The organism is Streptomyces plumbidurans, assembly GCF_019857225.1.
GTDB classification, from domain to species: Bacteria; Actinomycetota; Actinomycetes; order Streptomycetales; family Streptomycetaceae; genus Streptomyces; species Streptomyces plumbidurans.
Genome location: NZ_JAFJSY010000016.1, coordinates 172,458 through 187,265, shown reverse-complemented (window position 1 = coordinate 187,265; position 14,808 = coordinate 172,458). Strand labels below are relative to the sequence as shown.

17 protein-coding genes are annotated in these 14,808 nt (G+C 72.1%); 10 read left to right on the top strand and 7 right to left on the bottom strand.

Going from position 1 to position 14,808, the window contains the following annotated elements:
• The first annotated feature begins 21 nt into the window (after nt 1-21).
• Nucleotides 22-639 carry a hypothetical protein gene (locus JYK17_RS13810; protein ID WP_108014314.1) on the top strand — a complete coding sequence of 206 codons (618 nt, stop codon included), beginning with the start codon at nt 22-24 and terminating at the stop codon, nt 637-639.
• Here the strand turns inward: JYK17_RS13810 and JYK17_RS13805 are convergent.
• Complete coding sequence (locus JYK17_RS13805) at nt 575-1,522, bottom strand: sigma-70 family RNA polymerase sigma factor (RefSeq protein WP_108014313.1); 948 nt, start codon at nt 1,520-1,522, stop codon at nt 575-577. The two genes, JYK17_RS13810 and JYK17_RS13805, sit on opposite strands and share 65 nt — an antisense overlap.
• A 97-nt stretch (nt 1,523-1,619) precedes the next feature.
• Between JYK17_RS13805 and JYK17_RS13800 the strand changes: the two genes are divergently transcribed.
• The gene (locus tag JYK17_RS13800) at nt 1,620-3,023 is read left to right on the top strand and encodes a DHA2 family efflux MFS transporter permease subunit (protein ID WP_108014312.1); all 1,404 of its coding nucleotides are present in this window, start codon (nt 1,620-1,622) and stop codon (nt 3,021-3,023) included.
• 103 nt (nt 3,024-3,126) lie between these two features.
• On the opposite strand, the gene JYK17_RS13795 is transcribed toward JYK17_RS13800, so the two are convergent.
• The 3 genes from JYK17_RS13795 to JYK17_RS13785 are packed head-to-tail and all read right to left on the bottom strand — an operon-like array spanning nt 3,127 to nt 6,218.
• Nucleotides 3,127-3,765 carry a TIGR03086 family metal-binding protein gene (locus JYK17_RS13795; RefSeq protein WP_108014311.1) on the bottom strand — a complete coding sequence of 213 codons (639 nt, stop codon included), beginning with the start codon at nt 3,763-3,765 and terminating at the stop codon, nt 3,127-3,129.
• 32 nt (nt 3,766-3,797) lie between these two features.
• Nucleotides 3,798-4,427, bottom strand: coding sequence for a TetR/AcrR family transcriptional regulator (locus tag JYK17_RS13790; protein ID WP_108014391.1), 630 nt, complete (start codon nt 4,425-4,427; stop codon nt 3,798-3,800).
• 42 nt (nt 4,428-4,469) lie between these two features.
• Nucleotides 4,470-6,218 carry a SpoIIE family protein phosphatase gene (locus JYK17_RS13785; RefSeq protein WP_108014310.1) on the bottom strand — a complete coding sequence of 583 codons (1,749 nt, stop codon included), beginning with the start codon at nt 6,216-6,218 and terminating at the stop codon, nt 4,470-4,472.
• Between the two features lie 364 nt (nt 6,219-6,582).
• Here JYK17_RS13785 and JYK17_RS13780 point away from each other — a divergent pair, with 364 nt between their 5' ends.
• Entirely contained in the window at nt 6,583-7,020 is a 438-nt protein-coding gene (locus JYK17_RS13780; protein WP_108014390.1) for an ATP-binding protein, read from the top strand.
• A 126-nt stretch (nt 7,021-7,146) separates the two neighbouring features.
• On the opposite strand, the gene JYK17_RS13775 is transcribed toward JYK17_RS13780, so the two are convergent.
• A complete protein-coding gene (locus JYK17_RS13775; protein ID WP_108014309.1) occupies nt 7,147-8,034 on the bottom strand; it encodes an oxygenase MpaB family protein in 888 nt (295 codons plus the stop codon).
• Between the two features lie 190 nt (nt 8,035-8,224).
• Nucleotides 8,225-8,395, bottom strand: a complete 171-nt coding sequence (locus JYK17_RS40505; protein WP_108014308.1) for a hydrophobic protein — start codon at nt 8,393-8,395, stop codon at nt 8,225-8,227.
• Nucleotides 8,396-8,577: 182 nt separating this feature from the next.
• Here JYK17_RS40505 and JYK17_RS40500 point away from each other — a divergent pair, with 182 nt between their 5' ends.
• The 4 genes from JYK17_RS40500 to JYK17_RS13760 all read left to right on the top strand — a co-directional run bounded on the left by JYK17_RS40500 (nt 8,578) and on the right by JYK17_RS13760 (nt 11,591).
• The gene (locus tag JYK17_RS40500; protein WP_234548336.1) at nt 8,578-8,898 is read left to right on the top strand and encodes a hypothetical protein; all 321 of its coding nucleotides are present in this window, start codon (nt 8,578-8,580) and stop codon (nt 8,896-8,898) included.
• Between the two features lie 17 nt (nt 8,899-8,915).
• Nucleotides 8,916-9,530: a GNAT family N-acetyltransferase gene (locus tag JYK17_RS40995; protein ID WP_234548337.1), complete on the top strand. Its 615-nt coding sequence runs from the start codon at nt 8,916-8,918 to the stop codon at nt 9,528-9,530.
• A gap of 108 nt (nt 9,531-9,638) precedes the next feature.
• A complete protein-coding gene (locus JYK17_RS13765; RefSeq protein WP_108014306.1) occupies nt 9,639-10,679 on the top strand; it encodes an NAD(+)/NADH kinase in 1,041 nt (346 codons plus the stop codon).
• Nucleotides 10,680-10,727: 48 nt separating this feature from the next.
• Nucleotides 10,728-11,591 carry an LLM class flavin-dependent oxidoreductase gene (locus JYK17_RS13760; RefSeq protein WP_222810464.1) on the top strand — a complete coding sequence of 288 codons (864 nt, stop codon included), beginning with the start codon at nt 10,728-10,730 and terminating at the stop codon, nt 11,589-11,591.
• Between the two features lie 6 nt (nt 11,592-11,597).
• Here the strand turns inward: JYK17_RS13760 and paaI are convergent, their stop codons facing one another.
• The gene (gene paaI / locus JYK17_RS13755) at nt 11,598-12,029 is read right to left on the bottom strand and encodes a hydroxyphenylacetyl-CoA thioesterase PaaI (protein WP_222810463.1); all 432 of its coding nucleotides are present in this window, start codon (nt 12,027-12,029) and stop codon (nt 11,598-11,600) included.
• Nucleotides 12,030-12,196: 167 nt separating this feature from the next.
• Between paaI and JYK17_RS13750 the strand changes: the two genes are divergently transcribed.
• From JYK17_RS13750 to paaB, 3 genes are all read left to right on the top strand, one after another.
• A complete protein-coding gene (locus tag JYK17_RS13750; RefSeq protein WP_222810462.1) occupies nt 12,197-13,420 on the top strand; it encodes a thiolase family protein in 1,224 nt (407 codons plus the stop codon).
• Nucleotides 13,421-13,528: 108 nt separating this feature from the next.
• On the top strand, nt 13,529-14,515 hold the full coding sequence (gene paaA, locus JYK17_RS13745; protein WP_128800994.1) for a 1,2-phenylacetyl-CoA epoxidase subunit PaaA: 987 nt from the start codon (nt 13,529-13,531) through the stop codon (nt 14,513-14,515).
• On the top strand, nt 14,512-14,805 hold the full coding sequence (paaB, locus tag JYK17_RS13740) for a 1,2-phenylacetyl-CoA epoxidase subunit PaaB (RefSeq protein ID WP_108014302.1): 294 nt from the start codon (nt 14,512-14,514) through the stop codon (nt 14,803-14,805). Before paaA ends, paaB begins: the two co-directional genes overlap by 4 nt.
• Nucleotides 14,806-14,808 lie beyond the last annotated feature (3 nt).

The following is a 14,808-nucleotide window of genomic DNA, read 5'->3' as shown; positions in this document are numbered from 1 at the left end:
GTCCAAAGGTGTGGTCACGACATGAGCGAGGGTGACATCGACGCCGGGGCGCCGTTCTCGGACGCGGCGCGGGCGCGGCTGGCGATGGCCTACGAGGCCTGCGAACTGTCCGACCTGGCACGCGCCGCCGTGCCGATCGGCGAGCGGGAACTGCGCCGCGACGGCACCCCGGGCACGCCGGGCGCACCGGGTGCCGCGCTGGCCCGGGCGGCCCAAGTCCTGCTGGCCGCCCGCCGGTTGCTCGACGCCGCCGTCGTCTTCGAACGCACCAGAGGCGCGACCTGGGACGCCGTCGGCTCCGCGACCGGCACCTCGGCCCACACCGCACGCAAGCGGTTCGCCCAGGCCGAGACCCGCTTCCGGCAGGCGCTGCACTCGCCCGAGAGCCCCGGCGCCATGGGCGTCACCGACCCCGCGACCGTCCCCGGCGCCACGACCGCCCCCGACCACCTCACCTGGTGGCGCTCCCACCTGATCAGGCACCCCCTGGAAGCGGCCCTGGACCTCGACGACTGGGTCCTGCGGCACAAAGAGGGCGACGACGATCTCGGGGCCGCGCCGGTTTCCGGTGCGGTCAGTGGTCGATACGGGACGGCAGCCCGAAACGTCGTACGAGATCGGCGTCGTGGAAGGCCGTGACCTCGGCGATCGCCGGACCGCGAAGGGTCAGGACCTGGACGGAGAAGGCCTCGCCCGCGGCATACATCGCGAAGCCGGGCTGGCCGTTGGCGCGCAGGGGGACCAGCCGGGTCATCCGTTTGCGGGGCAGACGGGCCGTGAGCAGACCGACGACATGGTCGCGCCCGGCGAACCAGGACGGAGTGGGCGGCATCTGCCAGACCGCGTCCTCGGTCAGCAGCCGGGTCAGCGCGGGAACGTCGGCCCGTTCGAAGGCGTCGGCGTAGCGGTCGAGCAGGTCGCGCTGCTCCTGTTCGGTGGGCTCGGCGATCTCGTCGGCCTCCGGGGCCAGCCGGTCCAGCCTGGCCCGGGCGCGCTGCAGTGTGCTGTGCACCGCGGCCGGACTGACGCCGAGCACGTCGGCGGCCTCCTCCGCCGACCAGGCCAGCACGTCACGCAGGATCAGGACCGTCCGCTGCTGCGGCGGCAGATGCTGCAGCGCGGCGATGAGAGCCAGCCGCAGACCTGCGCGTCCGGCCACGATGGCCGCGGGATCGGCGCGCTCGTCGGGGATCGGCTCCAGCCAGGGCACCTCCGGCTCCCGCTGCGCCAGTGCGATCGGGTCGGTGGCGGGGGCGCCGAGCCCCGCGGGCAGCACCCGGCGGCTGCCGTGCCGCAGGGCGTTGAGGCAGGCGTTGGTGGCGATCCGGTACAGCCAGGTGCGCAGCGAGGCGCGGCCCTCGAAGTCGCCGTAGGACCGCCAGGCCCGTAGATATGTCTCCTGCACCAGGTCCTCGGCGTCCTGCAGCGACCCCAGCATCCGGTAGCAGTGGGTCAGCAGTTCACGCCTCAGTGGCCCGGTCAGGCGGACGAACTCGTCATGCTGCTGTTCGATCACGGTCACGCTATTGTCCTCCCTTTCTTGTACAGACCCCCCGGGCCGGCGAAATTCGTCGGGCCGGACCCGGCCAATCGAAAAGAGGCCGCCGGTCGGTACGGGCATGGACAGAAAATGGGTTCTGGGGCTCGCTTCCGCGGCCTCGGTGATGGTGGCGCTCGACGCCACGATCGTGACGACGGCACTGAGCCGCATCCGGCTCGACCTCGACACGTCGATCGAACAGCTCGAATGGACGGTGAACGCCTACAGCCTGACCTTCGCCGTGCTCCTGATGACCGGCGCCGTGCTCGGCGACCGGTTCGGACGCAGGCGCATCTTCACGACCGGGCTGACGCTGTTCACCGCCGCCTCGGCGGCGTGCGCGCTCGCCCCCGGTGTGGGCTGGCTGATCGCGGCACGAGCCGCCCAGGGCGCCGGTGCCGCTCTGGTGATGCCACTGGCGATGGCGTTGCTCAGCGCGGCCTATCCGCCGCCCGAACGACCGCGCGCGCTCGGCCTGTTCGCCGGGCTGACCGGGCTCGCGGTGGTCGCGGGTCCGGTGGTGGGCGGCGCCGTGACCCAGGGGCTCGCCTGGCAGTGGATCTTCTGGCTCAACCTGCCGATCGGCCTGACAGTCATCCCGCTGGTACTGCGCCGGGTCCCGGAGAGCCGGGGCGCCGCGGGCCGGGTGGACGCGGCCGGTCTGGTGCTGGTCACGGGAGCCGCGCTCGGGCTGGTGTGGGGACTGATCCGCTCACAGGCCGCCGGTTGGGGCAGCGCGGAGGTGATCGGCACCCTGGTGGCGGGCGCGGCCTGCACGGCCGCGTTCATCGGCCGGCAGCGGGTCGCCGACCAGCCGATGATGCCGCTCGGCCTGTTCCGGCTCCCCGGCTTCGCGGCGGGCAACACCGCCGGGCTCTTCCTCTACGCCTCGCTCTACGGCGCCCTGTTCTTCGCCGCGCAGTACTTCCAGACGGGGCGCGGCGACCGGCCGTTGGCGTCGGGGCTGCATCTGCTGGCCTGGACCGCGTCGGTGACGATCGTGGCGCCCGTCGCGGGACGGCTGACGAACCGCGTCGGCGCCCGACCGCTCGCGGCGCTCGGGCTGGCCCTGCAAGCGGTCGGCATGGGGTGGCTCGCGCTCACCGCCACCCCCTCCGTGCCGTACTGGGAGCTGATCGGCCCCATGCTCGTCGCCAGTACCGGTGTGAGCATGGCCATGCCCGCCACGCAGACCGCCGTGCTCAACGCCGTCGCCCCCGACCAGATCGGCAAGGCGTCCGGCGTGTTCAACACCGGTCGCCAACTCGGCGGTGTGTTCGGCGTCGCCGTACTGGCCCTGGTGTTCAGCAAGTCGGGCGGCTACTCGGCACCGGCCGCCTTCACCGACGGATTCACCGCGGCCATTGCGGTCAGCGCGGCCCTCTCCCTGGCGGGCGCGATCGCCGCGCTCGGCATCCCGGGGCGCCGCCGGCCCACTCCGTCCGCCGAGGCTCCGGCACCGGTCCTGACGGCTAACCGCTGATCCGTTGAACAGCTGAACTGCCCTGTCTTAGCCGGTGAGTTGGGCACGTGACCGCTGTCACGTCGTCCGCGGAGGGGGCGGGTGTTGGACCGGGCCGAGGGCTTCAGTTCCGGGCCACCCAGTCCTCCGGCACCCTCCCCAGCAGCCGCAGCGTCTCGTTCAGCGGTCCGGCCCCCGCGGGCACGTCCACCGTGGGGGCGAAGGCGAATCCCGGGCCCCTGAGAGCCGGGTCGGTCGGGACGCGCCGGGCGACGGCGAGCGCGGCACGGAGCACGTCGTCCGGCAGTTCCACCGCTACGCCGAGGGTGGCGGCGACGTCCCAGGCGTGCACGACGTAGTCGACGAGATGGAAGCCGATCGCCGTCCGTCCCGGAAAGCTCCCGCCCAGCTCCGGAAGCGCGAACTCCCGCTCGCCCGCGCCCGGTTCACCAAAGGCGTCGAGCACGTCCGCCGCGGCCGACCGATGCACCCGCGCGGGCTCGCTCATGTCCTCCGGTTCGCGCCAGCGGGCGGCATCCTGCCCAGCACCCCGCGCGGCGGCCGCGAAGCCGTGGTGCTGAGCCGCCATGTGCGCCACGAGCCGGCGCAACGTCCACCCCGCACAGGGGGTGTCCCGCTCCCAATCGTCGCTCGCCGCCAGATCCACCAACCGAACCGCCTCCCGCACGGCGATCCGGTCCCATTCGACGACGTCCGCCCCAGTGATGTCCGCTCCAGTGATGTCCGCTCCAGTGACAGTCATGGGCCGAGCGTAGAACTGTACGAACGGTCGTGCTAGTTGTTTTCCTCGGCCGTCGCGGCCCGCAGTCGTGCGGCGATCCCCGTCCGAGCCCGGCGATAAGCGGTCTCTTCGTCGTGCAGGACGGCGATGCCGTTGGCCGTCTCCATCAACGCGACGAGTTCGAAGGCGAGTTGGGGTACGTCGACGTCGGCGCGCAGCTCGCCCGCGTCACGGGCGTCGGCGACGGTGCGCTCCACGTAGGCCGACCAGTTCCGCTGGGCCTCCACGACCACGTCGTGCACCGGCCCCGTTCTGGCGTCGAACTCGGCGAGGACCCCGTAGAAGAAGCAGCCGCCCGGAAAGACCCGGCCGCGCGAGTACTCGAGCCATTCCTCGCACAGCCGCCGTACTCGCCGGAGGCCCGGGGGCTCCTCCTGCACCGGCCGGATCACCCGCTCGGCGAAGATGCGTCCCGCCTCCCGCACGGTGGCGAGCTGCAGCTCCTCCTTGGACCCGAAGAGCGCGAACACCCCGCTCTTGCTGAGCCCCAGCTCCGTCGCCAGCCGGCCGACGGACAACGCCTCGAGCCCCTCGACCGACGCGATCGCGACGGTGCGCCCCAGCACCAGCTGCCGGGTCCGGTTGCCCCGCTCGACCCGGCCGTCCGGCCGCGTCGTGGATATGCCCTCGCCTCTCACGCCGGGAACAGTAGCGCCCGGCGTCGCTCACCGCCTGCGCCCGGCGCCCCCGGACTCCGGGCCCTGGACGGGGGTGCGCAGGGCGAGAAGCGCTACGTCGTCGTCGTTGCGAGCGGGGCGGACGCGGTTGAGGAGCTGGTCGGTGAAGGCGGTCAGGGGGCGGTGGACGAGGGCGGCGGCGTGCCGGCGCAGCCGGTCCAGGCCGACGTCGAGGGTGAGGCCGGGGTCCTCGATGAGACCGTCCGTGTACAGCACCAGGGTGGAGCCGGGCGCGAGGGAGGCCGTGGCGCCGCCGCGCTCCCGGCCGGCGCCGGTGCCCAGCAGGAGGCCGTGGCCGTCGGTGAGGTAGCGCGTCACACCGTCACGGCTGATCAGCAGCGGCGGGGGATGGCCCGCGTTGGTCCAGGTCAGTTGCCAGTGGCCGTCGCCCGTCGCTTCGATCCGGGCGAAGATCATGGTGGCCATGTCGACGTCGGTGACGTGCTGGACGGCCTCATCGAGCCGTTCCACGATCCTGCCGGTCGGCTCCTCCTGGGCCCAGGCGTAGGCGCGCAGCATGTTGCGCACCTGCGCCATGCCCGCCGCGGCCTCCAGGTCGTGGCCGACCACGTCCCCGATGGCCAGGGCCGTCGACCCGTCGGACAGCGGAAAGGCGTCGTACCAGTCGCCGCCGACCTGTGAGGCGTGCGGCGCGGGCAGATACCGGGCCGTCATCTGCAGGCCCGGGACGCCGGGCATCTGGGGCAGCAGATGGTTCTGCATGGTCTCGGCGACCTTGCGCTGGCGCTGATAGAGCTGAGCGTTGTCCAGGGCGAGGCCGGCGCGGCGCGCGATGTCCTCGAACAGCGGCAGGTCCGCGGGGTGGAAGGCCACCGGGTTCTCGGAGCGGCCCGCGGTCAGCGCGCCCAGCACCTCACGGGTGCTGCGGATGGGCGCGATGGCGGCGGAGTGCATCCTGGTGACGTCGAAGAGATTGCGCTGCTCGACGGCGATCCCGGAGTCCGGCGCCCCCTCGTAGGTCTGCGGTCCGGTCAGTGTCGCCGAGACTCCGCGCAGAGCCCTGGACAGGGGCATCTGCGAGGTCTGCGGGACCGGTGGCATGGGGCCCTGCAGATCGTCGCGGTGCACCAGCACACCGTCCTCGGCATGGACCACGACGGCGCGCCACACCTCGTCGAGATCGGTGATCAGGTCGACCACCACCCAGTCCGCCAGCCGGGGCACCAGCAGGCCCACCAGCCGGTGCAGTGCCTCGTCGACGTCGAGGGTGGAGGTCAGCTGCGTGGTGGTCTCGGCCAGCAGCGCCAGCCGGTCGAGCTCGTTGAGGGTCGAGGTCACCGGTTCCGGCTGTGGGCCGGTGACCTGCGCGCGCTCGGCGGCGTGGAAGACGACCAGTGTGCCGCTGTCGTCGCCGGAATCGTACGGGGTGAGCAGCCAGGAGATGCGCAGCAGCGAACCGTCGGCGCGGGCGAAGTAGGCCTCGTCGGCCTGTGCGGTGCGCCCGGCGTGGAAGGCCTGACGCATGGTGCACTGCGTCCTCGGCAGCGGCCGGCCGTGCGGCCCGCGGTGCAGCAGGTCGTGTGCGTCCTGGCCGAGGAGCTGCTCGGCGGGACGGGCCAGGAGCTGCTCGGCGCTGCTGTTGACCGCGATGATGCAGCCTTCGTCGTCGACGACGTAGGCACCGGCTTTGATGGCCTCCAGGGCGCCCGTGAGGTCGCCGGAAGCCGTCGTCGCAGGCCGCTGCCGCGTGCTCTGCCCGTCCTTCCGCCCCGTCATGCCCTCGCCTCCCTGCCGATGGGGCTGCCGCCCGTTCCCGCCGCACACATCCTCGTGTTGTTCATATGTGCCTCTGCAGGCGACTGAAACGTCAGGCGTCACACGGAGGGGGCCGTTTTCCTGGTTGCAGCGCGGCGCCCCCGGCCCCGCGAGGCGCAGCGTACGTCTCGTACGTCTCCGTCGCCGTGCGTCTCCGTCGCCCAGGAGCCCGCTTCCCCTCCTGCGATGCATGTGACGTGTGACGACGCATACATTTTCCTGTGTCCCAGGAGTAGCACGGATATTGCGGGGTAGCCGCGCGCCCATGAACGGGGTACTGCAGATGATCGGCAGGGAGCCTGTGCCGCCCGAGGAGTGTTCCCACATGCCGGATGCCGCACCTGCGGATGTGACCATCGCCCTCGACGGGGCGCGCGGCTGTATCGCCGACGCCCGCAACGAGACGGTGAAGTTCCTGACGCGGGCCCGGGCCGAGTGGGGGCTGCCGGTGGCGGCCCGCGCCGTGGACCTGGCCCAGCTGGTGGTCAGCGAGCTGATCACCAACGCGCTGAAATACGCGCCCGGACCGGCACTGCTGCATCTGCACATCGACGACGCAACCGTGGAGATCGAGGTCTGGGACACCGATCCGGCGCTTCCCTGGGCCCGCGCCGCCGACGCCGGACGGATCGGACAGCACGGTCTGGAGATCGTCATGGCGGTGGTGCGGGACTTCGAGGCGCGCCGGGAGCCCGTGGGCAAACGCATCACGGCCCGGCTCGCGCTCTACGACGACCCGCCGCTGGGGGAGTTGGGCGCCTGAACGGGTCCGGCCTGCCTGCGTGGGCTGCGGCTGAGTTCGGGCTGCACGCGCGGGTGCCGGGGTGGAAAGTGGTTCGCCCGGCCGGTCCGGGTGCACGGCCACGTCACGTCCGTTCTGGCGGCGCATTCAGCCCCCGGTCGAGACCGTCGCCGGACGCAGAGGCGCCATCGCCCAGCGCACCGCCGAGGTGACGGCCACGCCCAGCGGCCGTACGCACCACTCGTCGACGATCGGCAGCCGGGGCAGATTCAGCTCCCGGGCGGCCCAGGAGGGCAGCAGGGAGACGGCGTTCGCGGCCAGGACGGCGTAGGGCAGCCGCGCCGCGAGAGGTACCGGCGGATTCAGGAGCAGAAAGCGTGCGGCATCCCGCGCCTGCGCGGAGGCCCGCAGTTCCGGGCGGTAGTCGGCGAGCAGCCGCGCCAGCTCCGCGCGGTCGCGCGGCGGATCGAGCACGCCGAGCTCGGTGGCGACGCGGGCGGTGTCCGCGACGTAGTCGTCGCAGCCCTCCTCCGACAGGGGTTTCGTGCCGTAGCGCTGATGCGCCCGCAGGAAGCTGTCGACCTCGGCGGCGTGCACCCAGGCGAGCAGATGGGGATCGGCGGCGTGGTAGGCGTCGCCGTCGACGGTGACCCCGCGGATGCGTTCGTGCACGGCCCGGACCTGCTCACAGGCCTGCTGCGCGTGCGCCTCGGTGCCGAAGGTGGTCGTGGCCAGGAAGGTGCTGGTGCGCTGCAACCGACCCCAGGGATCCCCGCGATACCCGGAGTGGCCCGCCACGGCCGCCATCGCCAGCGGGTGGAGCGACTGCAGCAGCAGGGCGGACAGTCCGCCGATGAACATCGAGGCATCGCCGTGCACCCGGCGAATGGGGCGCTCAGGACCGAACCAGCGCGGGCCCGTGGCGCCGTGGATGCGGGCGCGGTTGCGGGGGCCGTCGGGGCCGGCGACCCGGGCGAAAAGACCTCCGCCCAGCTGCTGTCGCAGACCCGGTCCGCCGGATCGTATGAGTCTCATCAACGCGCAGCCTTCCTTTTGGTCGGTCGCGTCGCCGCACGGCGCGGGGGTCGATCTCCAGTGTCGCGCGGTGCCGGGCGAACGAGGCCTGGGCATCCCGTCATGCGCGCCGCCCGGACACGGACGAGCGGGTCCCGCGGGCTCTGCGCCCGCGGGACCCGCTCACCGACCGCTGTCGGTATCGGCTCATCTACCAGCGATACCAACGGCCCTTCCGGCCGCCGTGCCCGGCGGGCCTGACCAGGAATCCCAGCAGCCACACCACCAGAACGATGACCGCAATCCACCACAGTGCCTTGAGTGCGAAACCAGCACCAAAAAGGACCAGGGCAAGCAGTAGAACAAGAATCAAGGGCAACATTGTGTGATCCACCTCCGCCGCATCTAGTGCCCCGGCAAATGCGCCTCACGCACTGAATTCCCGCTGTTTGTTCGGGAAGTTTCCGGGAATTCGAGGTTGTTTCGGCAGCCGCTGCCCCGCTCCCCGGAACCGTCCGGAAAATGGTTCGAGCGCTTGGTGCGGCCCTGGCACAGTGGCCCACCATGGACGACTCCGAGCTGGTGACCGCCGCGGACGTGCAGCTCATGCAGGACCTGGCGCGGCAGGTGACGGCCGCCCGGCCCGACCTGGTGAACAGCGACGCGTCGGTGGGCGAGCTGGCCTGGATCTGGGGCAAGGGGCATGCGAGCGACGGCGGGAGCTGGCGGCGTCGACTGTGGTTCTCCGGCGCCGAGTTGGTGGCCTGGGGCTGGGCGAGCCTGCCGCGGCGGCTACGGCGGAACGACGGGTCGGTGAAGGACGTGACGAGCGCCTATCTGGCCCACCAGGTCCATCCCGCGCACAGCGGGCTGCTGGACGAGTGATCGAGTGGTACGACGGCGTGACGGCCGGCCTCCGCCGCACGGTGATGGCGCAGGCCGCCGACGCGCTCGCGCTGGAGCGCTGGGCGGCGCACGGCTACGAGACCGATCCGGCCTCGCTCGGCGACAACGGCTCCTGGACCCAGCTCAACCAACGGGACCTCACCGACCTGGAACAGCCGCGGCTGCCCGCCGGATTCCGGTTCCGCACCGCCGACGAGGCCGGGCCCCGGGCCGCCGTCCGGGCCCACGTGGACGCCTGGGCACCCTCGGCATACACGGCCGAGGCCTACGAGGGCGTACGCCGCACACCGCCGTACCGCGGCGACCTGCATGTCCTGGTGGAGGCGCCGGACGGCACGATGGCCGCGTCGACGATCATGTGGCTGGACGAGCACAACAGGACCGCCGAGTTCGAGCCGGTCGGGACCCATCCCGACTACCGGCGGCGCGGGTTGGGCCGGGCGATGCTGCTGCACGGGATGCGTCTGGCGCGGGACGCCGGGGCCCGTGACATGACCGTCGCCTGCCTGGGCTCGCCCGGCCACCCGGCGGCCCGCGGCCTGTACTACAGCGTCGGATTCCGGCAGTTCACCCGGGACGCGCCCCTCGTCAAGGCCGCCGGCCACGCCTGACCCCCGGCCGCTCCGACCCATGGCACCGCCACGACCCGTGGCACCCCTCCCGAAATGCTGTGACGATGGCGTACAGCCCGCAGACCCGACGGCAGCGTGGGAGATGACATGCCGATCAGCCGGTTGGGACTCGTTGTGCACGGAGGCCGTCCCGAGGCGGTGGCGGGAGGGGAGACCGTGCGCCGGTGGTGCGCACGGCAGGGCATCGGCTGCTTCGACATCGACGTGTGGCAGGGCCAGGGGAGCCGCCGCAGCGGACGCGACGAGGTGCGGGCCGCGGGCAGCCCCGACCTCATCGTGACCCTCGGCGGAGACGGCACCTTCCTGCGCGGCGCCCGTATCGCCGCCAAGAAGAACATCAGGGTGCTCGGCGTCGACCTGGGCAGGGTCGGCTTCCTGACCGAGACCGCCGTCACCGAGGTCGAGCAGGCGCTGGACGCCGTGCACGCGGGGCGGTCCGAGTGCGAGGAGCGCATGACGCTCACCATGCGGGCGTCGAAACTGCTGGAGCTCCCCACCGACCTGGAGCAGTTCCTCTGCTACGGCCGCGGGCCCGCCCTGCCGCCGCCACCGCCGCAGCCCGATCCCACCCAGGAGGACGGCTGGGGCATCGCGCTGGACGTCACCGCCCTCAACGACATCGTGGTGGAGAAGCTGGCCCGGGACCACCAGGTCGCGTTGGGCGTCTACATCGCGGGCCGGCTGCTGGCCTCGTACTCGGCCGACGGCGTCATCGTCGCGACCCCGACCGGTTCGACCGCGTACAGCTTCGCCGCGGGCGGACCGGTCCTGTCACCCCGTATGCGAGCGGTCGTCTTCACTCCCGTCGCCCCGCACATGGCCTTCAACCGCACGGTGATCGCGAACGCGGACGAACCGATCGTCCTCCGGCTGCTACCGCACTCCGGGCGCGCCGCGGTGAGCGTCGACGGGCAGCCGCGGGGCGTTCTCGACCCCGGGGACTGGATCGGGGTGACGGCGGCGCCGGAGCCCCTGCGGCTGGTCCGACTGAACCCCGCCAACTTCTACGGCCGCCTGCGTGAGCGCATGCGGCTGACCGACGCGCCCGCCACGGCCGCCGACGGCGAGGCGCCGCTGCTGCTTCCCGGCAGGCCGCCACCCGATGGCCGCCGCCCGCGTGTGCGGTAGGTGCGCGCATGATGGGCTCGGAGCGAGTTGTCTACGACCGGAGGAACGATGGACATTGGAATCGGCCTTCCCAACACGGTTCCCGGCACCGAACCGCAGCGGCTGCTGGACTGGGCCCGCCAGGCCGAGGGGGCGGGGTTCAGCACCCTGGGCACGATCGGCCGGCTCGTGTACCAGGGTTACGAGGAGCTGATCGCGCTCAGCGCGGCTGCCGCCGTCACCAGCAGAATCCGGCTGACGACGAGCGTGCTCCTCGCCCCGCTGTACGAGAACGCGGCCCTGCTGGCCAAGCAGGCGGCGTCCCTCGAACGCATCTCCGGCGGACGCTTCGTCCTGGGCGCGGGGCTCGGCGGCCGTGACGACGACTTCGCCGCGAGCGGATTGCCCACCAAGGGCCGCGGGCGCCGCTTCGAGGAACAACTGCGGGAGATGAAGCGCGTCTGGTCCGGGGAGGAGCGCGGATTCGCCGGAGGGATCGGGCCGAAGCCGGTGCGCGAGGGCGGCCCCGAGCTGATCCTGGGCGGCGGGACCGCGGCCAGCTTCCGGCGCGTGGCGGAGTTCGGCGACGGCTGGATCATGGGCGGCGGCACACCGGAGATGTTCGCCGAGGCCGCGGTGGGCGTGGACAAGGCGTGGCAGGACGCCGGACGCGCGGGCAGCCCCCGCAAGCTGTCACTGGCCTACTTCGGGCTCGGCCCAGACGCCCGCGCCCAGGCCGACGGCTACCTTCTGGACTACTACGGCTTCCTCGGCGACGTCGCCGGCCAGGTGGCCGCGGGTGCGGCGGTGAGCCCCGACATGGTCAAGTCCTATGTCGCCGCGTTCAAGGAGAGCGGCTGCGACGAACTCATCTTCGTCCCCACCGGGTCGGGGCTGGAGCAGATCGAACTGCTCGCGGCAGCGATCGCCTGACAGCGGTCAGCGCGGCTGCTCGGGTTGCGTGTCGCGGATCGTGCGGCTGCGGCCGCGGAAGACGGCGACCACCTCGTCACCGCGCCGCACGCTCACGTCGTAGACGCCGCTGCGGCCGAACCGGGTGACCTCCTCGGCGGTCGCCGTCAGGACGTCGCCCTCGTACGCCGGGGCGACGAAGGTGACGTCCGCCCCGGACGCGACGGTGACCGGGCCGTGGCTGTTGCAGGCACAGGCGAAGGCGGAGTCGGCCAGCAGGAACACATATCCGCCGTGGGCGATGCCGTGGCCGTTGACCATGGCCTTGGTCACCGTCATGCGGAGCACGGCGGTGCCCTCGCCCACCTCGACGAGTTCGATGCCGAGCCGTTGCGAGGCCTCGTCCGCGGCGAACATGCGCTCCGCGGGTGCCGGAGTCGACTGCGCGGCCTCCGTCATGTTCACACCACCTTGTCTCCCGACCGACCATTCGGTTAGCGTTCGGAATGGCCAAGTAATCAAGCCGCCCCGTTGGCTGTCAAGAGGCGAGCCGTGTGGCGAACGGAGTCCAGAGGTCCAGACTCCCGCGCCGGACCCGTCGCCGTCACGACCGAGGAGTCCGACCGATGTCCGAAGACGTCTATCTGATCGACGGAGCCCGCACCCCGCAGGGCCGCTACGGCGGCGCCCTGGCCTCCGTACGCCCCGACGACCTGGCGGCCCTCGTCGTCGGCGAGGCCGTGCGCCGCTCGGGCATCCCGGCCGAGGTCGTGGACGAGGTGATCCTGGGCGCCGCCAACCAGGCCGGTGAGGACAACCGGGACGTCGCGCGGATGGCCGTCCTGCTCGCCGGGCTGCCGCACACCGTGCCCGGCTACACCGTCAACCGGCTCTGCGCCTCCGGCCTGACCGCCGTGGCCTCGGCCGCCCAGGCGATCCGCTGTGGCGAGGCCGACCTCGTCGTGGCCGGCGGCGTGGAGTCCATGACCCGGGCCCCGTGGGTCATGGAGAAGCCGGGAACCCCGTGGGCCCGGCCGGGACAGGCGTACGACACCTCGCTCGGCTGGCGCTTCACCAACCCCCGCTTCACGGCCGCGGACCGCGCCGTCGCCACCGATGCGGGGCCCGGGACGACGAAGGTCACGCTGTCGATGGGGGAGACGGCCGAGGAGGTCGCCGCCCTGGACGGCATCACCCGCGCGGACTCCGACGCCTTCGCGCTCCGCAGCCACCAGCGGGCCGTCGCCGCGCAGGAGGCGGGCCGCTTCGACCGCGAGATCGTGCCCGTGCCGGTACGGGACGGCGAGGTCACCCGCGACGAGGGGCCGCGCCCCTCGACCTCGCTGGAGAAGCTGGGCACCCTGCGTACCGTCTTCCGCGAGGACGGCATCGTCACCGCGGGCTCCGCCTCGCCCCTCTCGGACGGCGCCGCGGCCCTGATCGTGGCGAGCGCCTCGGCGGTGGAGCGGCACGGACTCACCCCGCGCGCCCGGATCGTCACCTCCGCCTCGGCCGGGGTGCAGCCCCACCTGATGGGGCTCGGACCGGTGCCGGCCACCGAGAAGGCACTCGCGCGGGCCGGGTGGCAGGCCGGCGACCTGGACGCCGTCGAGCTCAACGAGGCCTTCGCCGCGCAGGCCCTGGCCGTCATACGCCGACTGAAGCTGGACGAGGGCAAGGTCAACGCCGACGGCGGCGCCATCGCGCTCGGCCACCCGCTGGGCTGCTCCGGAGCCCGCATCCTGCTGACCCTGCTCGGCCGGCTGGAGCGCGAAGGCGCCACCCGCGGCCTCGCGACCCTGTGCGTCGGCGTAGGACAGGGCGTGGCGATGCTGGTGGAGCGCGTGTGAGCGACACCGCCCGTACGGGTAATTGAGCGGGCTTCGGCACTTGCCGAGACCCGGGAGTCTCGTCCTATGATGGACCGAACGAACGGTCGGTTGGGATTGGTGGTAGGGATGACGGCACAGCAGGCCGACTCGCCGGTCGCGCACGAGGCACCGCCGGCGCTGCAGGAGCACTTCGAGGCGACGATCGCGCGGGACCAGCGGATCGAGCCGCGCGACTGGATGCCCGAGGGCTACCGCAGGACCCTGATCCGTCAGGTGGCCCAGCACGCGCACTCGGAGATCATCGGCATGCAGCCCGAGGGCGAGTGGATCACGCGTGCCCCGTCGCTGCGCCGCAAGGCGATCCTGTTCGCCAAGGTGCAGGACGAGGCGGGACACGGCCTGTATCTGTACTCCGCGGCCGAGACCCTCGGCGCCGACCGCGCCGACCTCACCGAGCGGCTCATCGAGGGCCGCCAGAAGTACTCCTCGATCTTCAACTACCCGACGCTGAGCTTCGCGGACGTGGGCGTGATCGGCTGGTTCGTGGACGGCGCCGCCATCTGCAACCAGGTGCCCCTGTGCCGCTCCTCCTACGGTCCGTACGCACGCGCGATGGTGCGGATCTGCAAGGAGGAGTCCTTCCATCAGCGGCAGGGCTACGAGCTGCTGATGACGATGATGCGCGGCACCGACGCCCAGCGCGAAATGGTGCAGGACGCGGTGAACCGCTGGTGGTGGCCGTCCCTGATGATGTTCGGCCCGCCCGACGACGCCTCGCCCAACTCCCGCCAGTCGATGGCCTGGAAGATCAAGCGGCACAGCAACGACGAACTGCGCCAGCGCTTCGTCGACATGACCGTCCCGCAGGCCGAGAAGCTCGGCGTCACCCTGCCCGACCCGGACCTGACCTGGAACGAGGAGCGCGGCCATCACGACTTCGGCACACCGGACTGGGACGAGCTGATGCGGGTCATCAAGGGCGACGGCCCCTGCAACACCGAACGGATCCAGCGGCGACGGACCGCTCACGAAGAAGGCGCCTGGGTGCGCGAGGCAGCCGTCGCACACGCTGCCAAGCAGGCCGCTCGCGCCGAGAAGGGAACGGCGGCATGACCTCCGGCAAGCACGGCTGGCCCCTGTACGAGGTGTTCGTACGGGGCAAGCGTGGCCTCAACCACGTCCATGTCGGCTCCCTGCACGCGGCGGACGACACGATGGCGCTCACGCACGCGCGCGACCTGTACACCCGCCGCAACGAGGGCGTGAGCATCTGGGTGGTGCGCTCCGAGCACATCGCGGCCTCCACCCGCGACGAGAAGGACCCCTTCTTCGCCCCCAGCGCCGACAAGGTGTACCGCCACCCCACCTTCTACGACATCCCCGACGACGTCCCCCACATCTAGGAG

What these genes read in the sequence shown, in the direction of transcription:
- JYK17_RS13800 (WP_108014312.1), top strand. Translation starts at nt 1,620, where the DNA reads ATGGACAGAAAATGGGTTCTGGGGCTCGCTTCCGCGGCCTCGGTGATG.
- JYK17_RS13795 (WP_108014311.1), bottom strand. Translation starts at nt 3,765, where the DNA reads ATGACTGTCACTGGAGCGGACATCACTGGAGCGGACATCACTGGGGCG.
- JYK17_RS13750 (WP_222810462.1), top strand. Translation starts at nt 12,197, where the DNA reads ATGTCCGAAGACGTCTATCTGATCGACGGAGCCCGCACCCCGCAGGGC.
- JYK17_RS40505 (WP_108014308.1), bottom strand. Translation starts at nt 8,395, where the DNA reads ATGTTGCCCTTGATTCTTGTTCTACTGCTTGCCCTGGTCCTTTTTGGT.
- JYK17_RS13775 (WP_108014309.1), bottom strand. Translation starts at nt 8,034, where the DNA reads ATGAGACTCATACGATCCGGCGGACCGGGTCTGCGACAGCAGCTGGGC.
- JYK17_RS13810 (WP_108014314.1), top strand. Translation starts at nt 22, where the DNA reads ATGAGCGAGGGTGACATCGACGCCGGGGCGCCGTTCTCGGACGCGGCG.
- paaB (WP_108014302.1), top strand. Translation starts at nt 14,512, where the DNA reads ATGACCTCCGGCAAGCACGGCTGGCCCCTGTACGAGGTGTTCGTACGG.
- paaA (WP_128800994.1), top strand. Translation starts at nt 13,529, where the DNA reads ATGACGGCACAGCAGGCCGACTCGCCGGTCGCGCACGAGGCACCGCCG.
- JYK17_RS13780 (WP_108014390.1), top strand. Translation starts at nt 6,583, where the DNA reads ATGCCGGATGCCGCACCTGCGGATGTGACCATCGCCCTCGACGGGGCG.
- JYK17_RS13765 (WP_108014306.1), top strand. Translation starts at nt 9,639, where the DNA reads ATGCCGATCAGCCGGTTGGGACTCGTTGTGCACGGAGGCCGTCCCGAG.
- paaI (WP_222810463.1), bottom strand. Translation starts at nt 12,029, where the DNA reads ATGACGGAGGCCGCGCAGTCGACTCCGGCACCCGCGGAGCGCATGTTC.
- JYK17_RS13760 (WP_222810464.1), top strand. Translation starts at nt 10,728, where the DNA reads ATGGACATTGGAATCGGCCTTCCCAACACGGTTCCCGGCACCGAACCG.
- JYK17_RS40500 (WP_234548336.1), top strand. Translation starts at nt 8,578, where the DNA reads ATGGACGACTCCGAGCTGGTGACCGCCGCGGACGTGCAGCTCATGCAG.
- JYK17_RS13785 (WP_108014310.1), bottom strand. Translation starts at nt 6,218, where the DNA reads ATGACGGGGCGGAAGGACGGGCAGAGCACGCGGCAGCGGCCTGCGACG.